The sequence below is a fragment of the Stenotrophomonas sp. GD03777 genome, assembly GCF_029842485.1.
In the GTDB taxonomy this organism is placed as follows: domain Bacteria; phylum Pseudomonadota; class Gammaproteobacteria; order Xanthomonadales; family Xanthomonadaceae; genus Stenotrophomonas; species Stenotrophomonas sepilia.
The window spans coordinates 1-20,288 of the sequence record NZ_JAOCGL010000011.1 but is presented as its reverse complement, the minus strand read 5'-3'; the positions used below and the strand labels follow the sequence as shown (position 1 = coordinate 20,288).

The window sequence follows — 20,288 nt, the reverse complement described above, 5'->3', positions numbered from 1 at the left end:
CGTGTGGGGATCAGTCGCGACGTCCCTTGCGCGGCACGAAGGACAGCGCTTTTTCATACGCTGGCTGCAGCTCTTCCAGCGAACCGACGTCGATGCCCATTTCACGCACGCGTCCGTCTTTCAGGCTGTAGACCCAGCCGTGCACCATCAGCTTCTGGCCGCGGGCCCAGGCATCCAGCACGATGGTCGAGCGGCAGAGGTTGGCGACCTGCTCGATCACGTTCAGCTCGCACAGCCGGGCGTGCTTGAGTTCGTCGTCTTCGATGGCGTCGAGGATGCCCTGGTGCTTCTGCACCACGTCACCGACATGGCGCAGCCAGTTGTCGGCCAGGCCGACGCGGGTGTTGTGCAGGCAGGCATGCACGCCGCCGCAGCCGTAGTGGCCGACGATCAGGATGTGCTTGACCTTCAGCTGGTCCACCGCGTACTGCACCACGCTCAGGCAGTTAAGGTCGGTGTGGGCGACCACGTTGGCGACGTTGCGGTGCACGAACACTTCGCCCGGCGCCATGCCGATGATCTGGTTGGCCGGCACGCGCGAATCGGAGCAGCCGATCCACAGGTACTCGGGATGCTGCTGCTTGGCCAGCTGGTGGAAGAAGTCGGGGTCCTCCTTCTCGATGCGGTCGGCCCAGTCGCGGTTGTTCTGCAGCAGCTTGTGGATGTCTTTCATGTTCGGGTCCCTGGCGTCGGGTGGGGCGCACCGCAGCCATCCAGCTGCGACGTCGCGGGAATCGGGGGTGTTCAGCCGCTGCGGGCGGCCTGTTCGCGGTGCCAGCGCATCCACTGCGCCAACTCGGTGGAGGAAGGGGTGCCCAGCTGTTCCAGTTCGGCGATCACGGCGCGCTGGTTGGCGTCGGGATGGTTCTGGCTCAGCTTCAGCTTCAGCTGCACGTGTTCGACCTGGAAACGGAAGCCGACGATGGCGCGCAGTTCCGGGCCATGTTCGGCACGCGTGGCATCGAACTGCCAGGCCTGGCCGACGCTGGCTTCGAAGTGGTCGCTGATCGCGCCGACCAGCCCGGCCAGCGCATCGGTGTCGTCGAAGGTGTGCAACTGGCCACGCAGCTCGGCGGCGGCGTAGTTCCAGGTCGGCACCCGTGCGGCAGGCTCCTTGTCCGGATACCAGCTGGCCGAGACGTAGCCGTGTGGTCCGTCGACCAGCACCTTGGCCGCACCGCCGTGGCGCGACTGCGGGTTGGCGCGGGCCCAGTGCCCGCGCAGCTCGATGCGCTCGCCCTCGCGCCGGTACAGCACCGGCATCCGGGTCAGCTCCGGCAGGCCATCGCTGCCGGGGGTGAGCACCGTGACGAATGGACCACGCGCCAGCAGGCGGTCCAGCCAGAGCAGGTCGGTCTCGGCGAAGGCGCGTGGAGTGAACATGCCTGGATCAGGCGCGCGCGCCCAGCGACTGGATCATGCGGCCGCGCAGGCCTTCGTCGTTGTCGGCCTGCGGCGGCTGCACTTCGTGCAGGCTGAAGCCGCGCACCAGCGCGTCTTCCTCGTCCAGACCGTCATACTCGACGAATTCGGCGTCGAACAGCTGCGAACGGGCGGTGTCTTCGCTGTCATAGCTCAGCGTATTGCCGTCGCTGTCGAGCACCTCAGCGGTGCCGGCCGGGCGAACGCGCAGGCGCGCCCAGATCAGGGTGTTGCCGAGGCTGGCCAGCCACCAGCTGTCGCGCGAGGCGGAAATGTCATTCATGGGGGTTACCAGAGCGAGGCCAGCCAGAGCAGGGCGGCCATGCCCAGTCCGGCCAGCAGGGTCAGCAGCGATACCCAGGCCGGCGTCGCCAGCCCGGACAGCGAGCGGTCCGGCTGCTGGCGATAGTCGCGGCGCAACAGCCAGGCCAGGGCATCGGGCTTGAGGAAGGCGCCGCTGCCGAAGCGCTCGGCGAGCGCCGGATGGCGGTCGCGAACGTGCACCAGGGTCAGCGGCCAGAAGATCACGAAGGCACTGAACCCGGCCACTGCAACGCCGACGAAACACAGGGCGAAGAACAGGGTCATGGGAGCCGTACCTCCGTGGACGTGTGGGGCTTAGAAGTCCGCGCTGCCCGGGGCGCGCGGGTAGGGGATCGCATCGCGGATGTTGGACAGTCCGCAGACGTACACCACCAGGCGTTCGAAGCCCAGGCCGAAGCCGGCGTGAGGCACCGAGCCATAGCGGCGGAAGTCGCGGTACCAGCTGTAGTGCTCACGATCCAGGCCGAACTGGGCCATGCGCGCGTCCAGCACGTCGAGGCGCTCCTCACGCTGGCTGCCACCGATGATCTCGCCGATGCCCGGGGCCAGCACGTCCATCGCGGCAACGGTCTTGCCGTCGTCGTTCAGGCGCATGTAGAAGGCCTTGATGTGCTCCGGATAGTTGGTCACCACCACCGGACGGCCGACATGCTCCTCGGTCAGCCAGCGCTCGTGCTCGGTCTGCAGGTCCAGGCCCCATTCCACCGGGAAGTCGAACTTCCTGCCGGACTTCTGCAGCAGGCTGACCGCATCGGTGTAGTCGATGCGCTCGAACGGTGCGTTGATGAAATCTTCCAGCTTGGTGATCGCGTTCTTGTCCACGCGCTCGGCGATGAAGGCCAGATCGTCGCTGCGCTCGTTCAGCACGGCGCGGAACAGGTACTTCAGGAACTCTTCGGCCAGGCGTGCGTCTTCGGCCAGGTCGGCGAAGGCGATTTCCGGCTCGATCATCCAGAACTCCGCCAGATGGCGGGTGGTGTGGCTGTTCTCGGCGCGGAAGGTCGGGCCGAAGGTGTAGACCTTGCTCAGCGCCAGGCAGTACGCCTCGACGTTCAGCTGGCCGGACACGGTCAGGAACGTTTCCTTGCCGAAGAAGTCGCGGCTGAAGTCGATCGCGCCCTTCTCGTCACGCGGCAGGTTCACCATGTCCAGGGTGGACACGCGGAACATCTGGCCGGCGCCTTCGGCATCGGAGGTGGTGATGATCGGGGTGCTGATCCAGTTGAAGCCGTTCTCGTGGAAGAAGCGGTGCACGGCCTGGGCCAGGCAGTTGCGGATGCGGGTGACTGCGCCGAACAGGTTGGTGCGCGGGCGCAGGTGCGCCACTTCGCGCAGGAACTCCGGCGACATCGGCTTGGGCTGGATCGGGTAGGTGAGCGGGTCTTCGACCCAGCCGACCACGTCCAGTGCGCTGGCCTGGATCTCGAACGACTGGCCCTTGCCCTGCGACTTCACCAGGGTGCCGGTGCCGATGACCGAGCAGCCGCTGGTCAGGCGCTTGATCTCGTCGAAGTTGGCCAGGGTGTCGTTGGCCACGATCTGGATCGGGGCGAAGCAGGAGCCGTCGCTCACATTCACGAAGGCCAGATTCGCTGAACCGCGCACCGTGCGCACCCATCCGCGTACCGTGACTTCGCCGCCTTCCGGGATCTTCCCGGCAAGCGCATGTTCAACGCTGACCACCGTCATGACTTGAATCCTCTGCTGATCGACTCGATCTGTGAACACGGGAGTTTACCGGTTGCAGCGTTCTGCTTGCGAGGCATTTTTCGTGGCAACGGCTCCTTATAATGTCCCCGTACCTCTGGAGTAGCCCCATGGCCGTCAGCCTGACCCCCATTGCCTTCGAGCGCGTGCAGCGCTTCGTCGCCCAGACCCCCGGCGCGCTGGGCCTGCGTTTCGGCGTGACCAGGACCGGCTGCTCCGGCTGGGGCCACGTGACCGACCTGGCCCGCGACGAGCGCGAGGGCGATACCGTGTTCGACCAGGACGGTGTGAAGATCTATGTCGACGCCAAGAGCCTGGCGCTGGTGGACGGCACCGTGATCGACTTCGGCAAGCATGGCCTGAGCGAGACCTTCACGTTCAGCAACCCGAACGCCACCGCCGAGTGCGGCTGCGGCGAAAGCTTCACCACCGACGCCGACAAGGCCTGACGCGCGGCTTTGGCGCCCGCCGGGCATGGCCGGCGCTACCCGCCTGGTGGGTGCCGACCTTGATCGGTACCGGGGCAGGGCATCCCGGTTCAGAAGGTCGGGTGCCCCCGGTTGCCCGCCATCCCCATCTGCGCCATAATGCGCGGCTTCCTGCCTTCCTGGCGGGAATCCTTGCCCCACCGCGGTCTCAACGGCGGGGGGCTGTCCGGCCGAAAGGCCACATCCGAAAGGTAGAAAAAACATGAGTCGTCATTACGAAATCGTGTTCATGGTCCACCCGGACCAGAGCGAGCAGGTCCCGGCCATGATCGAGCGCTACAAGTCGCTGGTCGAGAACGGCAACGGCACCATCCACCGCCTGGAAGACTGGGGCCGCCGCCAGCTGGCGTACCCGATCCAGAACCTGGTGAAGGCCCACTACGTGCTGATGAACATCGAAGCCGACCAGGCCGTTCTGAACGAACTGACCGAGAGCTTCCGCTTCAACGACGCCGTGCTGCGCAACCTGGTCATCAAGCGTGACGAGGCTGACACCGAGCAGTCGCTGATCATGAAGAGCAAGGACGAGAAGGGTGACAAGCCGGAGCGCGGTGAGCGCCGTCGTCGTGACGACGAAGAAGGCGAGTCCAACACCACCGCTGACAACGAAGCCGGCGACGACGCCGCTTCCGCCGCCTAAGGAGCCTTCCCATGTCCAAGTTCTTCCGTCGCCGCAAGTTCTGCAAGTTCACTGCTGAAGGTGTGAAGGAGATCGACTACAAGGATCTCAACACCCTGCGCCAGTACCTGACCGAGAACGGCAAGATCGTGCCGAGCCGCGTCACCGGTACCAAGTCGAAGTACCAGCGCCAGCTGGCGACCGCCGTCAAGCGCGCCCGCTTCCTGGCCCTGATCCCGTACACCGACAACCACGACGTCTGATGCCGGCGGGGCGGCCCGGTGCCGCCCCCGCTGTGCCAGCTATTCGGACAGCCTTTGTTGCGGGGCATCGCCTCGCTAACGAATAACTCATCTGGAGCAATACCATGCAGCTGATCCTCCTGCAGAAAGTCACCAACCTCGGCAACCTGGGCGACCTGGTCGACGTGAAGCCGGGCTACGGCCGTAACTTCCTCGTGCCGCAGGGCAAGGCCGTGCCGGCCACCGAGAGCAACAAGGCCGAGTTCGAAGCCAAGCGCGCCGAGTACGAAGCCAAGGCCCAGGCCATCCACGCAGAAGCTGAAGGCCGCAAGGCCAAGCTGGAAGGCGCGAGCGTGACCATCGCCGCCAACGCTTCGACCGAAGGCAAGCTGTACGGCTCGGTCGGCCCGCGCGACATCGCCGAAGCCTTCACTGCCGCCGGCCTGCCGCTGGAGAAGAGCGAAGTCATCCTGGGTGAAGGCGCCTTCCGCAACATCGGCGAATACGACGTGCTGGTCCACCTGCACGCCGACGTCGAGACCACCGTCAAGGTCGTCGTCGTCGCCGAAGCCTGATCCCACGCCGCAAGGCCTGGCATCACCGCAGAACGGGCGCCCGCAAGGGTGCCCGTTTTGTTTTATGGTTCCGTTTCGCCAGCTCGGGCCACGTGCGGCCGGCGGGGCAGGGCCGGGCAATGTTCCACGCCCATTCGTAGAACACGGCCACATCGGTATACTCAGGGCGTCACACCCGTTCCACGGGCATCGATCCCAACAGGATCAATGACTTGGAGGGTAAACGCAGGCCGCTTGCCGGCCCCAGTCCGGAACCCCTATGCGTCTTTCCACGATCAAGCTGTCCGGCTTCAAGTCGTTCGTCGATCCGACCACCCTGCACCTGCCGACCAACATGACCGGCGTGGTGGGCCCCAATGGCTGCGGCAAGTCGAACATCATCGACGCCGTGCGCTGGGTCATGGGCGAGAGCTCGGCCAGCCGCCTGCGCGGCGACTCGCTGACCGACGTGATCTTCTCCGGTTCCAACGCCCGCAAGCCGGTGTCGCAGGCCACGGTCGAGCTGATCTTCGACAACTCCGACCACACGATCTCCGGCGAGTACGCCGCGTTCAACGAAATCTCGGTCAAGCGCACGGTCAGCCGCGACGGTACCAGCAACTACTACCTCAACGGCACCAAGTGCCGCCGCCGCGACATCACCGACCTGTTCCTCGGCACCGGCCTGGGCCCGCGCAGCTACTCGATCATCGAGCAGGGCATGATCAGCCAGATCATCGAGGCGCGCCCGGAAGACCTGCGCGTCTACCTGGAAGAGGCGGCCGGCATCTCCAAGTACAAGGAGCGCCGCAAGGAGACCGAGACCCGCATCCGCCACACCCGCGAGAACCTGGACCGGCTGGGCGACCTGCGCGACGAGATCAGCAAGCAGCTGGAGCACCTCAAGCGCCAGGCCAAGCAGGCCGAGCAGTACCAGGCCCTGCAGGAAGAGCGCCGGGTCAAGGATGCCGAGTGGAAGGCGCTGGAATTCCGCGGCCTCGACGGGCGCCTGTCGAAGCTGCGCGAAGGCCTGTCGCAGGAAGAGACCAGGCTGCAGCAGCTGATCGCCGACCAGCGTGATGCCGAGGCGCGCATCGAGACCTCGCGCGCGCGGCGCGAAGAGGCCGCCGACGCGCTGAACACCGCGCAGGCTGCGGTCTACCAGGTCGGCAGTACGCTGGCGCGCCTGGAACAGCAGATCCAGCACCAGCGCGAGCTGTCGCAGCGCCTGCACAAGGCGCGCGATGAAACCCAGCAGGCGCTGGCTGAACTGGGCCAGCACATCAGCGGCGACGAGGCCAGACTGAGGGTGCTGCGCGAGGCGGTGGAGGCCGCCACTCCGCAGCTGGAAGCACTGCAGGAAGAAAACGAGATCAAGCAGGAAAGCCTGCGTGAGGCTGAAGAGCGGCTGGCCAGCTGGCAGCAGCGCTGGGAACAGCACACCTCGCAGAGTTCGGAAGCCTCGCGCGCCGGCGATGTCGAGCGCACGCGCGTGGACTACCTGGACAAGCAGATCCTCGACGCCGACCGGCGTCGCGAGGCCCTGGCCGCCGAACGCGCAGGCCTGGACGTGGACGCGCTGGAAGAAGCCTTCGAGCAGCTGCAGCTGCAGCACGACACGCAGAAGGCCGCGCTGGATGAACTGAGCGAAGACGTCGAGCTGCGCAAGCAGGGCGTGGCGGCGGTGCAGGAACAGCAGCGCAATGGCCAGAACGAACTGGCTGAACTGCGCAAGCAGGCCAACGGCCTGCGCGGTCGCCTGGCCTCGCTGGAAACCCTGCAGCAGGCCGCGCTGGGCCAGGAGCAGGGTGCAGCCGTGGCCTGGCTGAAGGCGCGCGGGCTGGATTCGGCGGCGCGCGTCGGCGAACGCCTGGACGTGGATGCCGGCTGGGAGAACGCGGTGGAAAGTGCGCTGGGCCAGCTGATCGAAGGCGTGCTGGTCGATGACCCGGCCAGCCTGGTCGGCGCGCTGGGCGAACTTGGCGAAGGCCACATTGCGCTGGTCGCCGACGATGCTGCTGAACTGAAGGTGGCGCCGACCTCGCTGGCGGCACTCGTGCGCGGCCCGGCGGCGATCCGTCGGCTGCTGGCGCACCTGCATGGTGCGAAGGACCTGTCCGAGGCGAAGGCCCTGCAGGCCAGCCTGCCGGAAGGCGATTCGATCATCACCCAGGGCGGCGAGCGGCTGGGCCAGGGCTGGCTGCGCGTGTGGCGCTCCGGTGCCGCCGAGCAGGGTGCGCTGCTGCGCGAGCGTGAGATCAACGAACTGCGTGAGCAGATCGAGCAGCTGCAGGACCGCGAGGCCGAGCTGGAAGAGCAGCTGAGCAGTTTCCGTGAGCAGCTGCAGGCGGCCGAGCAGCAGCGCGAGGACGCGCAGCGCGCGCTCTACCAGGCCCACCGCGCGGTGTCCGAGCTGGCCGGCCAGCTGCAGGGCCAGCAGGGCAAGGTGGAAGCGGCACGCACCCGCATCGACCGCATCGAGGGCGAGCTGAAGCAGTTGCAGGAAGCGCTGGAAGCCAACAACGAGCAGGCGCGTGAAGCGCGCTCGCGGCTGGAGAGTGCGGTCAGCAGCATGGGCGACCTGGAATCGACCCGGCAGCGGCTGGAGGGCGAGCGTCGGCAGTTGACCGAGGCCCGTGACCTGGCCCGCGATGCCGCCCGCGCGGTACGCGAGCGCGCGCATTCGCTGGCCTTGACCCTGGAATCGCAGCGCGCGCAGCTGGACTCGTTGAGCCAGGCGCTGGAACGCATGGGCACCCAGCGCGGGCAGCTGGACGCGCGGCTGGGCGAGCTGTACTCGCAGCTGGACGAAGGGGATTCGCCGGTCGAATCGCTGCAGGCCGAACATCAGAACGCGCTGGAAGAGCGCGTGCGGGCCGACCGTGTGCTGACCGAGGCGCGAACGCTGCTGGACGGCATCGACGCCGAGCTGCGCAACTACGAGCAGACCCGCCACCAGCGCGACGAGCAGGCGTTGGCCCAGCGCGAGCGCATTTCGCAGCGCAAGCTCGACCAGCAGGCCTTGGTGCTCAGCGCCGACACCCTGCAGGCGGCGGTGGAAAAGGCCGGCTTCGTGCTGCAGGACGTGCTCAATGCACTACCCGAGGACGCCCGCCTGGGCGACTGGGAGCAGGCCGTGCACCAGATCGACGCACGCATGCGCCGGCTGGAGCCGGTCAACCTGGCCGCCATCCACGAGTACGGCGAGGCTTCGCAGCGTTCGGACTACCTGGATTCGCAGCACGCCGACCTGACCACGGCGCTGGAAACACTTGAGGATGCCATCCGCAAGATCGATCGCGAGACCCGCGGGCGCTTCAAGGACACCTTCGACCGCGTCAACGCCGGCGTCCAGGCGCTGTATCCGCGCCTGTTCGGTGGTGGCCACGCCTACCTGGAACTGACCGGAGAAGACCTGCTCGACACGGGTGTGACCATCATGGCGCGCCCGCCGGGCAAGCGCGTGTCCAGCATCTCGCTGCTGTCCGGCGGCGAGAAGGCGATGACCGCAGTGGCGCTGGTGTTCGCCATCTTCCAGTTGAATCCCGCCCCGTTCTGCCTGCTGGACGAGGTGGACGCCCCGCTGGACGAAGCCAACGTCGGCCGCCTGGCCAACATGGTCAAGGAAATGAGCGAGAAGGTGCAGTTCCTGTTCGTCAGCCATAACAAGGCGACGATGGAGGCCGCGCACCAGCTGTCGGGCGTGACCATGCGTGAGCCGGGTGTCAGCCGCCTGGTCAGCGTGGACCTGGAAGAAGCGGCGCGATTGGCGGGCGCGGCCTGACGTGCCATCCTAGTTACCTGAATGAATTAGCCGGAGAACCTATCGAATGTCCGACACGGCACTGTTGCGCATCGGCATCCTGGCCGCCGGCCTGCTGTTGATCGCCGCGATCTTCCTGTTTGGCCGTCCGAAGAAGAAGCCCCAGGGCCGTCGCGTGGAGAACACGGAACCGGCCAGTGGCGAGCGCCGCGAACCGGTCCTGGGCGAGGACGGCGTCGTGGTGGCTGAGGGCCGCGTCGAACCGGGCATGCGCGGGGAAGGCGAGCAGGCCGAACTTGGCCTGGCCGACACTGACCCGGGCGCGGCCAACGACCTCGGCAAGCGCACTACCCAGGATTTCGACAAGATCGTCTCGCTGTTCGTGGCCGCCCGTGCCGGCGAGCAGCTGCGCGGCGAAGACATCGTGGTGGCGGCCGAGAAGACCGGCCTGGTATTCGGCCACATGAACGTGTTCCACCGCCTGGTGGAAGGCCACCCCGAGCGCGGCCCGATCTTCTCGATGGCCAGCATCATGAAGCCGGGCAGCTTCGACATGGCCAACATCCGTGCCATGGAAACCCCGGCCATCGCCTTCTTCCTGACCCTGCCGGCGCCGCTGACCGCGCTTGATGCCTGGGAGAAGATGCTGCCGACCGTGCAGCGCATGGCCGAGCTGCTCGATGGCGTGGTGCTGGACGACAGCCGCAATGCCTTGGGCCGCCAGCGCATCGCGCACATCCGCGACGAGCTGCGTGCCTACGACCGCCAGCACCAGGCACCGCCGCTGACCAAAACCCCGCGCTGGTAAAGCCTGTTGTGCCGGCCAACGGTCGGCACCCACCCCGGTAGATCCACGCCATGCGTGGATGGAGCGAACCAAGGTTCGCCCCCACCGACAGGGTCAGGCCGGTACGCCGGCCACCTTGGCGAACGCACGGCGGAATGCGGCCATCTCGTCTTCGGTGCCGACGGTCACGCGCACGCGCTGTGGCCAGATCGGCCAGCTGCGGCCAATGATCACGCCGTTGTCTGCCATCGCCTTGGCAAAGGCGGCACCGTCGCGCTGCACATCCACCACGAAGCAGTTCGCTTCCGACGGGACGCAGCTGAAACCACGCTTGCCCAGCCACGCGATGGTGGCCTGCCGCACCTGGGCATTCTGCAGGCGCCGCTGCGCGATCAACTGGGGATCCTGCAGGCTGGCCAGTGCTGCGGCCAGTGCTGGCACGGGCAGTGGGTTGTCGCCCAGGCTGGCCAGTTCGCGCAGGCGGTCGGGATTTGCGGCCGCCACGCCCAGGCGCAGGCCGGCCATGCCGTACAGCTTGGAGAACGTGCGCAGCACGATCAGGTCATCGCGCTGCGCAACCTGCGCGATCAGGCTCGGCTGCTCGCTGTACTGCAGGTAGGCCTCGTCGACCAGCACGCGGGTCGATGCGGGCTTGTGGGCCAGCAGCCAGGCGAGCTCATCCGGTGGGCTGATCGAACCGGTCGGGTTGTTCGGATTGCACACATACACCAGCCCGGTCGGGCGCGCTTGCGCGGCGGCGACCATGGCACGCAGGTCATGCGCGCCGTCGTCGCGCAGCGGCACCTTCTGCACATGGGCGCCGCGAGCAGCGGCGACCTCGCCCAGGGTCTCGAAGGTCGGGTCGGCCACCACCAATCCCGCCTGCGGCCCGGTCCACACCGTGGCGGCGCGGTTCAACGGCTCGCTTGAGCCGGGATAGAGGCGCACGTGGTCGGTCGGAATACGTGCCTGCTCGATGAAGGCATCGCGCACCTGTGCGGCCAGGGCGAAGCGGTAGCGGCCGCAACTGGCGATACTGTCGCGCGCGGCCTGCTGGGCCGCCGGCGAGGGGCCGTAGGGGCACTCGTTGAAGTTCAGCAGTACCACGCCTTCGGCAGGGGCCGGGGCGACGGCGGCCGCAGGTTGGGCCTGGCCAAGCCGCGGCAGTCCGCTGCCAGCGACGGCGAGGCCGGCACCGGCCAGTTGCAGGAAGCGTCTACGGGAAGCAGGCAGGGTCACGGGTGGGATTCCGAGGAGTAGCCTTCGCACGCTAGCGCTGGTTGCGGTGGGCGGCAAGCCCGCTTTTTGTAGTGCCGAGCCATGGTCGGCTGCAGGTGTGCCAACCAAGGTTGGGCACCTGCCGGGGCGGGGAGATGGTTGGCATCCACCAGGGCAGGGGGGGGGGCGCCCGTCGAGCATGGCTCGGCGCTGCGAAGGGGGGGCATTACAGGGCCTGACGGCCGGGCGCGGTAGAATCCCCGGCCATCCCAGAACCAGCGGATTCCGATGAGCTCCAGCCCCGCCGAACGCGCCGAAGATCTCCGCCGGCAGATCGCCCAGGCCAACCGCGCCTACCATGAGCTGGACGCCCCGGAGATCCCCGACATCGACTACGACCGGATGGTGCGCGAGCTGGAAGCACTGGAGCGCGAACATCCGGAACTGGCCCGGGCCGACAGTCCGACCCAGCAGGTCGGCGCGCGTCCCTCCGGCCGTTTCCCCGAAGTCCGCCATGCGGTGCCGATGTTGTCGCTGTCCAACGCCTTCAGCGATGAGGAAGTGGCGGATTTCGTGCGCCGCATCGATGAACGCCTGGGCCGCCGCAGCCTGCAGTTTTCGGCCGAGCCGAAGATGGACGGCCTGGCGATCAGCCTGCGCTATGAGGATGGTCATTTCGTGCTCGGCGCGACCCGCGGCGATGGCAGCACCGGCGAGGACGTGACCGCCAACCTGCGCGAGATCGGCGATGTTCCCAAGCGGCTGCACGGCAAGGACTGGCCGGACGTGCTGGAGGTGCGCGGCGAAGTCTACATGGCGCGTGCCGATTTCGAGGCATACAACGAACGTGCGCGCCTGCACGGCGGCAAGGTGCTGGCCAACCCGCGCAATGCGGCGGCCGGGTCGCTGCGCCAGCTCGACCCGAAGATCAGTGCGCAGCGCAGGTTGAGCTTCTTTGCCTACGGTACCGGTGAAGTGCAGGGCGGCGAGCTGCCCGATACCCATTCGGGCACGCTGGCGCAGCTCGGCGCCTGGGGTTTCCCGGTCAGCGCGCTGTGCAAGGTGGTGGAAGGCACCGACGGCCTGCTCGGCTACTACCGCGATATCGGCGAGCGCCGCGACGGCCTGCCGTTCGATATCGATGGCGTGGTCTACAAGCTGGATGACCGTGCCGGCCAGCAGGCGATGGGCTTTGTCTCGCGTGCGCCACGCTGGGCCATCGCGCACAAGTTCCCGGCACAGGAACAGAGCACCACGGTGGACGCGATCGAGATCCAGATCGGCCGCACCGGTGCGGCCACACCGGTCGCGCGGCTGGCACCGGTGGCCGTGGCCGGCGTGATCGTGTCCAACGCCACGCTGCACAACGCCGACCAGATCGCACGCCTCGACGTGCGCGTCGGCGACAGCGTGATCGTGCGCCGTGCCGGCGACGTGATCCCGGAAGTGGTCAGCGTCATCCTCGATCGCCGCCCGCAGGGCACCACGCCCTGGCAGATGCCGACGCGCTGCCCGGTGTGCGGCTCGGAGATCGTGCGCGAGGAAGGGGCGGCCGCATGGCGCTGTTCGGGCGAGCTGTCCTGCCCGGCGCAGCGCAAGGAAGCCATTGCCCATTTCGCTTCGCGCCGCGCGATGGACATCGACGGCCTGGGCGACAAGTACATTGAAACCCTGGTCGACGCTGGCATCGTCAAGAGCGTGGCCGACCTGTACCGGCTCAGTCGTGACCAGCTGCTGCACCTGAAGCTGGTGCTGGACGCTGAAGATCCCTCGGCGCTGGCCGCCGCACTGAAGCTGCACCTGCCGGCCGAAGGCAGTGGCGCGGTGCTCAATGCGGTGCTCAGGCTGGACGGCAACGATCCGGGCTGGCGCGCGCAGGCGCTGGCGCAGCCGGCCCGCTTCGAATGGAACACGAAGAAGATCGCGACCAAGTGGGCCGACAACCTGATCGCGGCCATCGACGCCAGTCGTGCCGCCACGCTGGAACGGCTGCTGTTCGCGCTGGGCATCGAGCACGTGGGCGAAAGCACGGCCAAGGCGCTGGCGCAGTGGTTCGGTGACCTGGAACTGATCCGCCACCTGCCGTGGCCATTGTTCAAGCGCGTGCCGGACATCGGTGGCGAAGTGGCGCGGTCGCTCGGCCACTTCTTCGAACAGCAGGGCAACCAGCAGGCCATCGATGACCTGCTGCAGGTCGGCCAGGTCCGCATCAGCGATGTGCACGCGCCCAGCGCCAGGCTGCGCGAGGGGCTGGACCTGGCGCAGCTGTTGGTCGAATCAGAGATTCCCGGCATCACCCGCCTGCGCGCGGAGAGACTGGTGGCTGCGTTGCCCGGTGCCCAGGCGGTGCTCGACGCCGAGCATGGGCAGTTCGTCAACGCAGGATTGCCGGACGACACCGCGCGTGGCCTGGCCCAGTGGCTGGACAGCGAGGGCCATGGCGCGATGCTGCTGGCAGCCGAGAAGGCGATGCAGCAGATCCTGGCCAAGGCACCGGCGCTGGCCGAGATCGTGGCCGGCCCGCTGGATGGGCAGACCGTGGTGCTGACCGGCACCCTGGCCCAGCTCACCCGCGATGCCGCCAAGGAGCGCCTGGAGGCCCTCGGTGCAAAGGTCTCCGGCAGCGTTTCGAAGAAGACCAGCTTCGTGGTCGCCGGTAGCGAAGCGGGTTCCAAGCTGGACAAGGCGCAGTCGCTGGGCGTGCCGGTGTGGGACGAAGACCGCCTGCTGGCCTATCTGGCCGAACACGAGTGACGATCCCGCCGGGTGTCCCCGCGCCCGGCATGAAACACAAAGGAACACCGATGCAGACCGCCCCGCTGGATTTCCGCCTGGCCACCCGTGCCGACGAGGAGCTGTTGATCGCGCTGATGCGCGAGTTCTACGCCGAAGACAGGATCGACTTCGATGACGCGCGCGTGCGTCGCGGCGTGGACGCGCTGCTGGCCGATCCGCGCAATGGCGAAGTGCTGTTGTGGATGGACGAGGCGGGCGAGGTAGTCGGCTACGCGGTGATCGCGATGGGCTTCAGCCTGGAGCAGGGCGGCCACTTCATGCTGCTGGACGAGCTGTACCTGAGCCATCGCGCGCGCGGTCGTGGCCGCGGCAAGCAGGCGCTGGCCATCTGCGAACAGCGCGCTCGTGGTCGTGGCGTCAGCCGCCTTCGCCTGGAAGTGAACCACCACAACGAACTGGCCCGACGCCTGTACCTGGCCAGCGGCTACATCGACGATACGCGCGATCTGCTGACCCTGCCGCTCGACCATCCGCGCCCGGAGGGCATTCTGTGAGCGAGGCCCTGCTGCGCGCGCTGCAGCAGCGCGCTGCGCTCAACGCGCTGGTGCGCCGCTTCTTTGCAGAGCGCGATGTGCTCGAGGTGGAAACGCCGATCCTGTCGGTGGCAGGCAACACCGAGCCGAACATCGACAGCTTCCACACCGATTTCACCGGCCATGTCGATGCCGGTGGCCGTCGTCGCTGGCTGCGCACTTCGCCGGAGTATCCGCTCAAGCGCCTGCTGGCGGCCGGTGTGGGCGACTGCTACGAGCTGGGTCGGGTATTCCGCAACGGTGAGGCCGGCGGCCGCCACAACCCCGAGTTCACCATGCTGGAGTGGTATCGGGTCGGCTGGGACCACCATCGGTTGGTACAGGAGACCGCCGAGCTGATCGGACAGGCGCTGGCCCTGGTTGGACGCCGTGCAACGCTGCACGTGCTGAGTTACCGTGAGCTGTTCCAGCAGCACCTTGGCGTGGATCCGTTCAAGGCGGATGAGTCCACGCTGCGTGCCGCGTTGGGCGAGGTGCACATTGACCCGGTCGGATTGACCCGTGATGACTGGCTCGACCTGCTGATGACCCATCGTATCCAGCCGCATTTCGACGACGCGGTGATGACCGTAGTGCATGACTGGCCAGCCAGCCAGGCCGCGCTGGCACGCATCCGCGCCGGCACGCCGCCGCTGGCCGAGCGTTTCGAGCTCTACCTGGGTGCAGTGGAGCTGGCCAACGGCTATCACGAACTGAACGACGCCGACGAGCAGCGCGCCCGCTTCCGGCGCGACCAGCAGCGCCGCCACGAACGCGGGCAGGTGCAGCCGCCACTGGATGAGGCGCTGCTGGCGGCGTTGCCAGCGTTGCCGGCCTGTGCCGGCGTGGCGGTGGGTGTCGATCGCCTGCTGATGGCGATGAACCGCACGCCACGCATTGCCGATGTGCTGGCCTACGACTTTGCCCACGCGTGACGCCCGCGTGTTGCTGAACATTGCAGGCTGAACGAAACGCGGGCTCTGTGCGCTTGCGTCGGTAAGCAGGATGATGCTCTTATCACGGCCAATGCCGGACACTGGCATGCAGTTCATCCATTCCTGCTGGGGAAGGCTTTGGTCAAGTGGTTTGCGGTTGTCGCTGCACCGATGTACTCCATTGCGCTCTGGGGTGCCTGGCTGCCGTCGCCGGCGTCGGCCCAGCAGGTGGGCTACGACGATGAAGTGGTGACCTGCGAGTCCCGCGACATGGGCTGGGTGCACTGCGATATCGACGTGGCCAACGGCGTCGATCTGGTGCGCCAGCTCTCGAGCAACAGCTGCATCCGCGGCAGCGAGTGGGGCACCGACCGCAGCGGCGTGTGGGTCACCCTTGGCTGCCGCGCCGAATTCCGGGCGCGCCGTGCGCAGGGTGCGGCACCTGCGGCAACGGAAGGTAAGCGCCTGGTGCGCCGCGTGGTGCGCTGCGAATCCAATGGCCGTCCGCAGAGTTGCCCGGTACGCCTGGATGGCGCGCCGGTGCGCCTGCTTCGCCAGTTGTCGGTGCTGCCGTGCCGGGAAGGCCAGGGATGGGGCTACAAGCGCAATGAAGTCTGGACCAGCCGTGGCTGCCAGGGCGATTTCGAGGTGGCCGACGAGGATGGCCGCTTCGTCGATGTGCCGCGCCGCCTGACCTGCGAATCGAAGTCGAAGAAGCGCCGCTTCTGCGGCGCGAGCATCTCGGTGGGTGCTGTGGTCTCCGAGCAGCTGTCCAGCACGCCCTGCGAGGAAGGCAGCACCTGGGGCTGGAACCGCAACGAGATCTGGGTGGATGGCGGCTGCCGCGCCGAATTCTCGGTGAATTGAGCCGGGGCAGGCTCCAACCACGCGGGGCGTGGCCCTACAATGGGCCCATGAACACTGCCTCCGACATCGACTACGCCCGTTACGACCACATCCGCCCGATCCTGTGGACCGGCGATGCCTTGCAACTGCTGGACCAGCGCAAGCTGCCGTTCGTGGTCGAGCACGTGGTCTGCCATGACAGTGACGAGGTTGCCAGCGCCATCCACGCACTGACCGTGCGTGGCGCGCCGGCGATCGGCATTGCCGCCGCCTGGGGCGTGGTGCTGGCCGCGCGCGAGGTGCAGGCCGCCGACGGTGCGCACGCGTTGCAGCAGCTGGAGCCGGCACTGCAGCGCCTGAACGCATCGCGCCCTACTGCGGTCAATCTGGCCTGGGCGCTGGCACGGATGCGCCGTTGCCTGAACGCTGCCGGCGCCGACTGGAAGGCGTTGCTGGAGTCCGAAGCGCAGGCGATCGCAGAGGAAGACCTGGCGGCCAACCGCCACATGGGCGCACTGGGCGCTGGCCTGATCGAGGCTGGCAGCGGTGTGCTGACCCACTGCAATACCGGCTCGCTGGCCACCGCCGGCTTCGGTACCGCGCTGGGCGTCATTCGCGCCGGCATGGCCCAGCACCGTATCGCGCGCGTGTTCGCCGGCGAGACCCGGCCGTGGCTGCAGGGTGCACGCCTGACCGTGTGGGAGCTGCAGCAGGACGGTATCGATGCCACCCTGATCGCCGACTCGGCGGCCTCGCACCTGATGAAGACCGGTGCCGTGCAGTGGGTGATCGTGGGCGCAGACCGCATCTGCGCCAATGGTGATACCGCCAACAAGATCGGCACCTACCAACTGGCCATTGCCGCACGCCACCACGGCGTGAAGTTCATGGTGGTGGCGCCGTCCTCGACCGTGGACATGGAGACCGTGGACGGCAGCCAGATCGAGATCGAGCAGCGCGACCCGGGTGAGCTGTATGGCGTGGGCGGTGCCCGCACCGTGGCCGAAGGCATTGCCGCCTGGAACCCGGTGTTCGATGTCACCCCGGGCGAGCTGATCGACGCCATCGTGACCGAGCGCGGGGTGATCCTGAACCCTACCGCCGAGAACATGCGCGCCGCCTTCGGCGGTTGAGGCGGGCAGGGTTGCGGATGTCTGTAGAGCCGAGCCCAAGCTCGGCTCAGCCAGCGAATCCGCCGCAGCCGAGCATGGGCTCTGCTCTACAGGATAGGTGGGGCCCCTAAGTTCCTGATTTGTGCCGGTAAAATCCCCGTAAAGGGAGGCGGAAAACGGCCTGTTGTGGTAGTATCCACAGGTTGAATCGAGGTTCCGGCACGACCCCCTCCCGCAGAGGGTTGCGCCGGACTGGACCGCTACCAGACAACGGAACCCGAATGGCAGAAACCGCCAAGGAAATCATCCAGGTCAACCTGGAAGACGAGATGCGCAAGAGCTACCTCGATTACGCCATGAGCGTGATCGTGGGCCGCGCGCTGCCGGATGCGCGCGACGGCCTCAAGCCGGTGCATCGCCGCGTGCTGTATGCGATGAACGAGCTCAACGCACACAGCAACAAGCCCTACTTCAAGTCGGCGCGTATCGTCGGTGACGTCATCGGTAAGTACCACCCGCATGGCGACCAGTCGGTGTACGACACGCTGGTGCGCCTGGCGCAGCCGTTCTCGCTGCGCTACATGCTGGTCGATGGCCAGGGTAACTTCGGCTCCATCGATGGCGACTCCGCCGCGGCCATGCGATACACCGAAGCGCGCATGTCGCGCCTCGCGCACGAGCTGATGGCCGACATCGACAAGGAAACCGTCGACTTCCAGCCCAACTACGACGAAAAGGAGCTGGAGCCGACGGTCATGCCGACCCGGTTCCCGAACCTGCTGGTCAACGGCTCGGCCGGTATCGCGGTGGGCATGGCGACCAACATCCCGCCGCACAACCTGAGCGAATCGATCAACGCCTGCATTGCGCTGATCGACAACCCGGAGATCGACGTCGACGGCCTGATGGAGTACATCCCGGGCCCTGATTTCCCGACCGCCGGCATCATCAACGGCACCGCCGGCATCGTCGCCGGCTACCGCACCGGCCGTGGCCGCGTGCGCATCCGTGCCAAGGCCGACATCGAAGTGGCCGACAACGGCCGCGAGTCGATCATCGTCACTGAAATTCCTTACCAGGTGAACAAGGCGCGTCTGATCGAGAAGATCGCCGAGCTGGTCAAGGAAAAGAAGATCGAAGGCATCAGCGAGCTGCGCGATGAGTCCGACAAGGACGGCATGCGCATCTACATCGAGATCAAGCGCGGTGAATCTGCCGAGGTTGTGCTGAACAACCTGTACCAGCAGACGCAGATGGAATCGGTGTTCGGCATCAACATGGTGGCGCTGGTCGATGGCCGCCCGCAGTTGATGAACCTCAAGCAGATGCTGGAGGCGTTCGTCCGCCACCGCCGCGAAGTGGTCACCCGCCGCACCGTGTTCGAGCTGCGCAAGGCGCGCGCCCGTGCCCACGTGCTGGAAGGCCTGACCGTCGCGCTGGCCAACATCGACGAGATGATCGAACTGATCAAGACCTCGCCGAACCCGAACGAAGCACGCGAGCGCATGCTGGCGCGCGTGTGGGAGCCGGGCCTGGTCGGTGCGATGCTGGGTGCCGCCGGTGCCGAAGCCTCGCGCCCGGAAGACCTGCCCAAGGGCGTGGGCCTGATCGAGGGCGGCTACCAGCTGACCGAGATCCAGGCCACCCAGATCCTGGAAATGCGCCTGCACCGCCTGACCGGGCTGGAGCAGGACCGCCTGACCGACGAGTACAAGCAGCTGCTGGAAGTGATCGCCGGGCTGATCCACATCCTGGAAGATCCCGACCGCCTGCTGCAGGTGATCCGCGAGGAGCTGGTCAACGTCAAGGCCGAGTTCGGCGACGAACGTCGCACCGAAATCCGCCACAGCGAAGAAGACCTGGACATCCTCGACCTGATCGCACCGGAAGACGTGGTGGTCACCGTGTCGCATGCAGGTTACGTGAAGCGGCAGCCGGTGAGCGTGTACCGCGCACAGCGCCGCGGTGGGCGTGGCCGCAGTGCGGCGGCGACCAAGGAAGAGGATTTCATCGAACAGCTGTGGCTGGTCAACACGCACGACACGCTGCTGACCTTCACCAGCTCGGGCAAGGTGTTCTGGCTGCCGGTCTACCAGCTGCCGGAAGCGGGTTCCAACGCCCGCGGCCGTCCGATCATCAACTGGATTCCGCTGGAACCGGGCGAACGCGTGCAGGCCGTGCTGCCGGTGCGCGAGTACGCCGATGGCCAGTTCGTGTTCTTCGCCACGAAGAACGGTACGGTCAAGAAGACCCCGCTGGGCGAGTTCGCCTTCCGTCTGGCCCGCGGCAAGATCGCGATCAACCTCGATGAGGGCGATGCGCTGGTCGGCGTCGGCCTGACCGACGGCCAGCGCGACATCCTGCTGTTCGCCTCCAACGGCAAGACCGTGCGCTTCGGCGAGGACAAAGTCCGCTCGATGGGCCGTACCGCAACCGGCGTGCGTGGCATCAGGATGCCGGCCGGCGAGGAAGTGGTCAGCCTGATCGTGGCCGAAAGTGCCGGTGGCATCGAGGACGAGAACGAGGACGACAACGGTGTCGAGGAAGCCGCCGCCACGGGTGATGCGGTGATCGATAGTGCCGACGACGCCAGCGTGCAGTACATCCTCACCGCCACCGAGAACGGCTACGGCAAGCGCACCCCGCTGCCGGACTACCCGCGCAAGGGCCGTGGCACGCAGGGCGTGATCGGCATCCAGACCACCGAGCGCAATGGCAAGCTGGTCGCCGCAGTGCTGATGGGCTCCCGCGACGAAGTCCTGCTGATCTCCGACGGCGGTACGCTGGTGCGTACGCGTGGCTCGGAAATCAGCCGCGTCGGCCGCAACACCCAGGGCGTGACCCTGATCCGCCTGTCCAAGGACGAGAAGCTGCAGGCGGTGGAGCGCATGGATGCCTCGATCGACGAGGACGAGGACGAGGTGGCAGTCGCCGCCCCGGCCACGACCGACAGCGCCCCGGCT

General features: G+C 67.1%; 18 protein-coding genes. 12 read left to right on the top strand and 6 right to left on the bottom strand.

What is annotated here, in order from left to right; translation table 11 throughout:
* Window positions 1-10: 10 nt before the first annotated feature.
* From can to asnS, 5 genes are all read right to left on the bottom strand, one after another.
* A complete protein-coding gene (can, locus tag N5E02_RS04595) occupies window positions 11-673 on the bottom strand; it encodes a carbonate dehydratase (protein ID WP_005417406.1) in 663 nt (220 codons plus the stop codon).
* Window positions 674-744: 71 nt separating this feature from the next.
* Window positions 745-1,383 (bottom strand): FMN-binding negative transcriptional regulator, encoded by a 639-nt coding sequence (locus N5E02_RS04590; RefSeq protein WP_279945915.1) that lies wholly within the window; start codon window positions 1,381-1,383, stop codon window positions 745-747.
* 7 nt (window positions 1,384-1,390) lie between these two features.
* On the bottom strand, window positions 1,391-1,705 hold the full coding sequence (locus N5E02_RS04585) for a hypothetical protein (RefSeq protein ID WP_005417404.1): 315 nt from the start codon (window positions 1,703-1,705) through the stop codon (window positions 1,391-1,393).
* Window positions 1,706-1,710: 5 nt separating this feature from the next.
* The gene (locus N5E02_RS04580) at window positions 1,711-2,010 is read right to left on the bottom strand and encodes a hypothetical protein (RefSeq protein WP_005417403.1); all 300 of its coding nucleotides are present in this window, start codon (window positions 2,008-2,010) and stop codon (window positions 1,711-1,713) included.
* Between the two features lie 30 nt (window positions 2,011-2,040).
* On the bottom strand, window positions 2,041-3,435 hold the full coding sequence (asnS, locus tag N5E02_RS04575; protein WP_005417402.1) for an asparagine--tRNA ligase: 1,395 nt from the start codon (window positions 3,433-3,435) through the stop codon (window positions 2,041-2,043).
* 128 nt (window positions 3,436-3,563) lie between these two features.
* Here asnS and N5E02_RS04570 point away from each other — a divergent pair, with 128 nt between their 5' ends.
* The 6 genes from N5E02_RS04570 (at window position 3,564) to zipA (ending at window position 9,927) form a co-directional block, all read left to right on the top strand.
* Entirely contained in the window at window positions 3,564-3,902 is a 339-nt protein-coding gene (locus N5E02_RS04570; protein WP_005417401.1) for an iron-sulfur cluster assembly accessory protein, read from the top strand.
* 241 nt (window positions 3,903-4,143) lie between these two features.
* On the top strand, window positions 4,144-4,581 hold the full coding sequence (gene rpsF / locus N5E02_RS04565) for a 30S ribosomal protein S6 (protein ID WP_005417400.1): 438 nt from the start codon (window positions 4,144-4,146) through the stop codon (window positions 4,579-4,581).
* Window positions 4,582-4,592: 11 nt separating this feature from the next.
* A complete protein-coding gene (rpsR, locus tag N5E02_RS04560; RefSeq protein WP_002804494.1) occupies window positions 4,593-4,823 on the top strand; it encodes a 30S ribosomal protein S18 in 231 nt (76 codons plus the stop codon).
* 104 nt (window positions 4,824-4,927) lie between these two features.
* Entirely contained in the window at window positions 4,928-5,377 is a 450-nt protein-coding gene (rplI, locus tag N5E02_RS04555) for a 50S ribosomal protein L9 (RefSeq protein WP_005417398.1), read from the top strand.
* A gap of 259 nt (window positions 5,378-5,636) precedes the next feature.
* Window positions 5,637-9,140: a chromosome segregation protein SMC gene (gene smc, locus N5E02_RS04550; RefSeq protein ID WP_279945914.1), complete on the top strand. Its 3,504-nt coding sequence runs from the start codon at window positions 5,637-5,639 to the stop codon at window positions 9,138-9,140.
* A gap of 46 nt (window positions 9,141-9,186) precedes the next feature.
* On the top strand, window positions 9,187-9,927 hold the full coding sequence (zipA, locus tag N5E02_RS04545) for a cell division protein ZipA (RefSeq protein WP_061480035.1): 741 nt from the start codon (window positions 9,187-9,189) through the stop codon (window positions 9,925-9,927).
* A 93-nt stretch (window positions 9,928-10,020) separates the two neighbouring features.
* Here the strand turns inward: zipA and N5E02_RS04540 are convergent, their stop codons facing one another.
* The gene (locus tag N5E02_RS04540; RefSeq protein ID WP_279945913.1) at window positions 10,021-11,145 is read right to left on the bottom strand and encodes a pyridoxal phosphate-dependent aminotransferase; all 1,125 of its coding nucleotides are present in this window, start codon (window positions 11,143-11,145) and stop codon (window positions 10,021-10,023) included.
* A gap of 267 nt (window positions 11,146-11,412) precedes the next feature.
* Between N5E02_RS04540 and ligA the strand changes: the two genes are divergently transcribed.
* The 6 genes from ligA to gyrA all read left to right on the top strand — a co-directional run.
* The gene (ligA, locus tag N5E02_RS04535) at window positions 11,413-13,878 is read left to right on the top strand and encodes an NAD-dependent DNA ligase LigA (protein ID WP_279945912.1); all 2,466 of its coding nucleotides are present in this window, start codon (window positions 11,413-11,415) and stop codon (window positions 13,876-13,878) included.
* 50 nt (window positions 13,879-13,928) lie between these two features.
* Entirely contained in the window at window positions 13,929-14,414 is a 486-nt protein-coding gene (locus tag N5E02_RS04530) for a GNAT family N-acetyltransferase (RefSeq protein WP_053497333.1), read from the top strand.
* Window positions 14,411-15,367 carry an EF-P lysine aminoacylase EpmA gene (gene epmA, locus N5E02_RS04525; protein ID WP_065186188.1) on the top strand — a complete coding sequence of 319 codons (957 nt, stop codon included), beginning with the start codon at window positions 14,411-14,413 and terminating at the stop codon, window positions 15,365-15,367. Before N5E02_RS04530 ends, epmA begins: the two co-directional genes overlap by 4 nt.
* 138 nt (window positions 15,368-15,505) lie before the next feature.
* Window positions 15,506-16,234, top strand: coding sequence for a DUF3011 domain-containing protein (locus N5E02_RS04520; protein WP_279945911.1), 729 nt, complete (start codon window positions 15,506-15,508; stop codon window positions 16,232-16,234).
* A 47-nt stretch (window positions 16,235-16,281) separates the two neighbouring features.
* Window positions 16,282-17,346, top strand: a complete 1,065-nt coding sequence (gene mtnA / locus N5E02_RS04515) for an S-methyl-5-thioribose-1-phosphate isomerase (protein WP_053497328.1) — start codon at window positions 16,282-16,284, stop codon at window positions 17,344-17,346.
* Between the two features lie 260 nt (window positions 17,347-17,606).
* Window positions 17,607-20,288, top strand: a 2,682-nt coding sequence (gyrA, locus tag N5E02_RS04510; RefSeq protein WP_279945910.1) for a DNA gyrase subunit A, incomplete at its 3' end; no start/stop codon positions are given.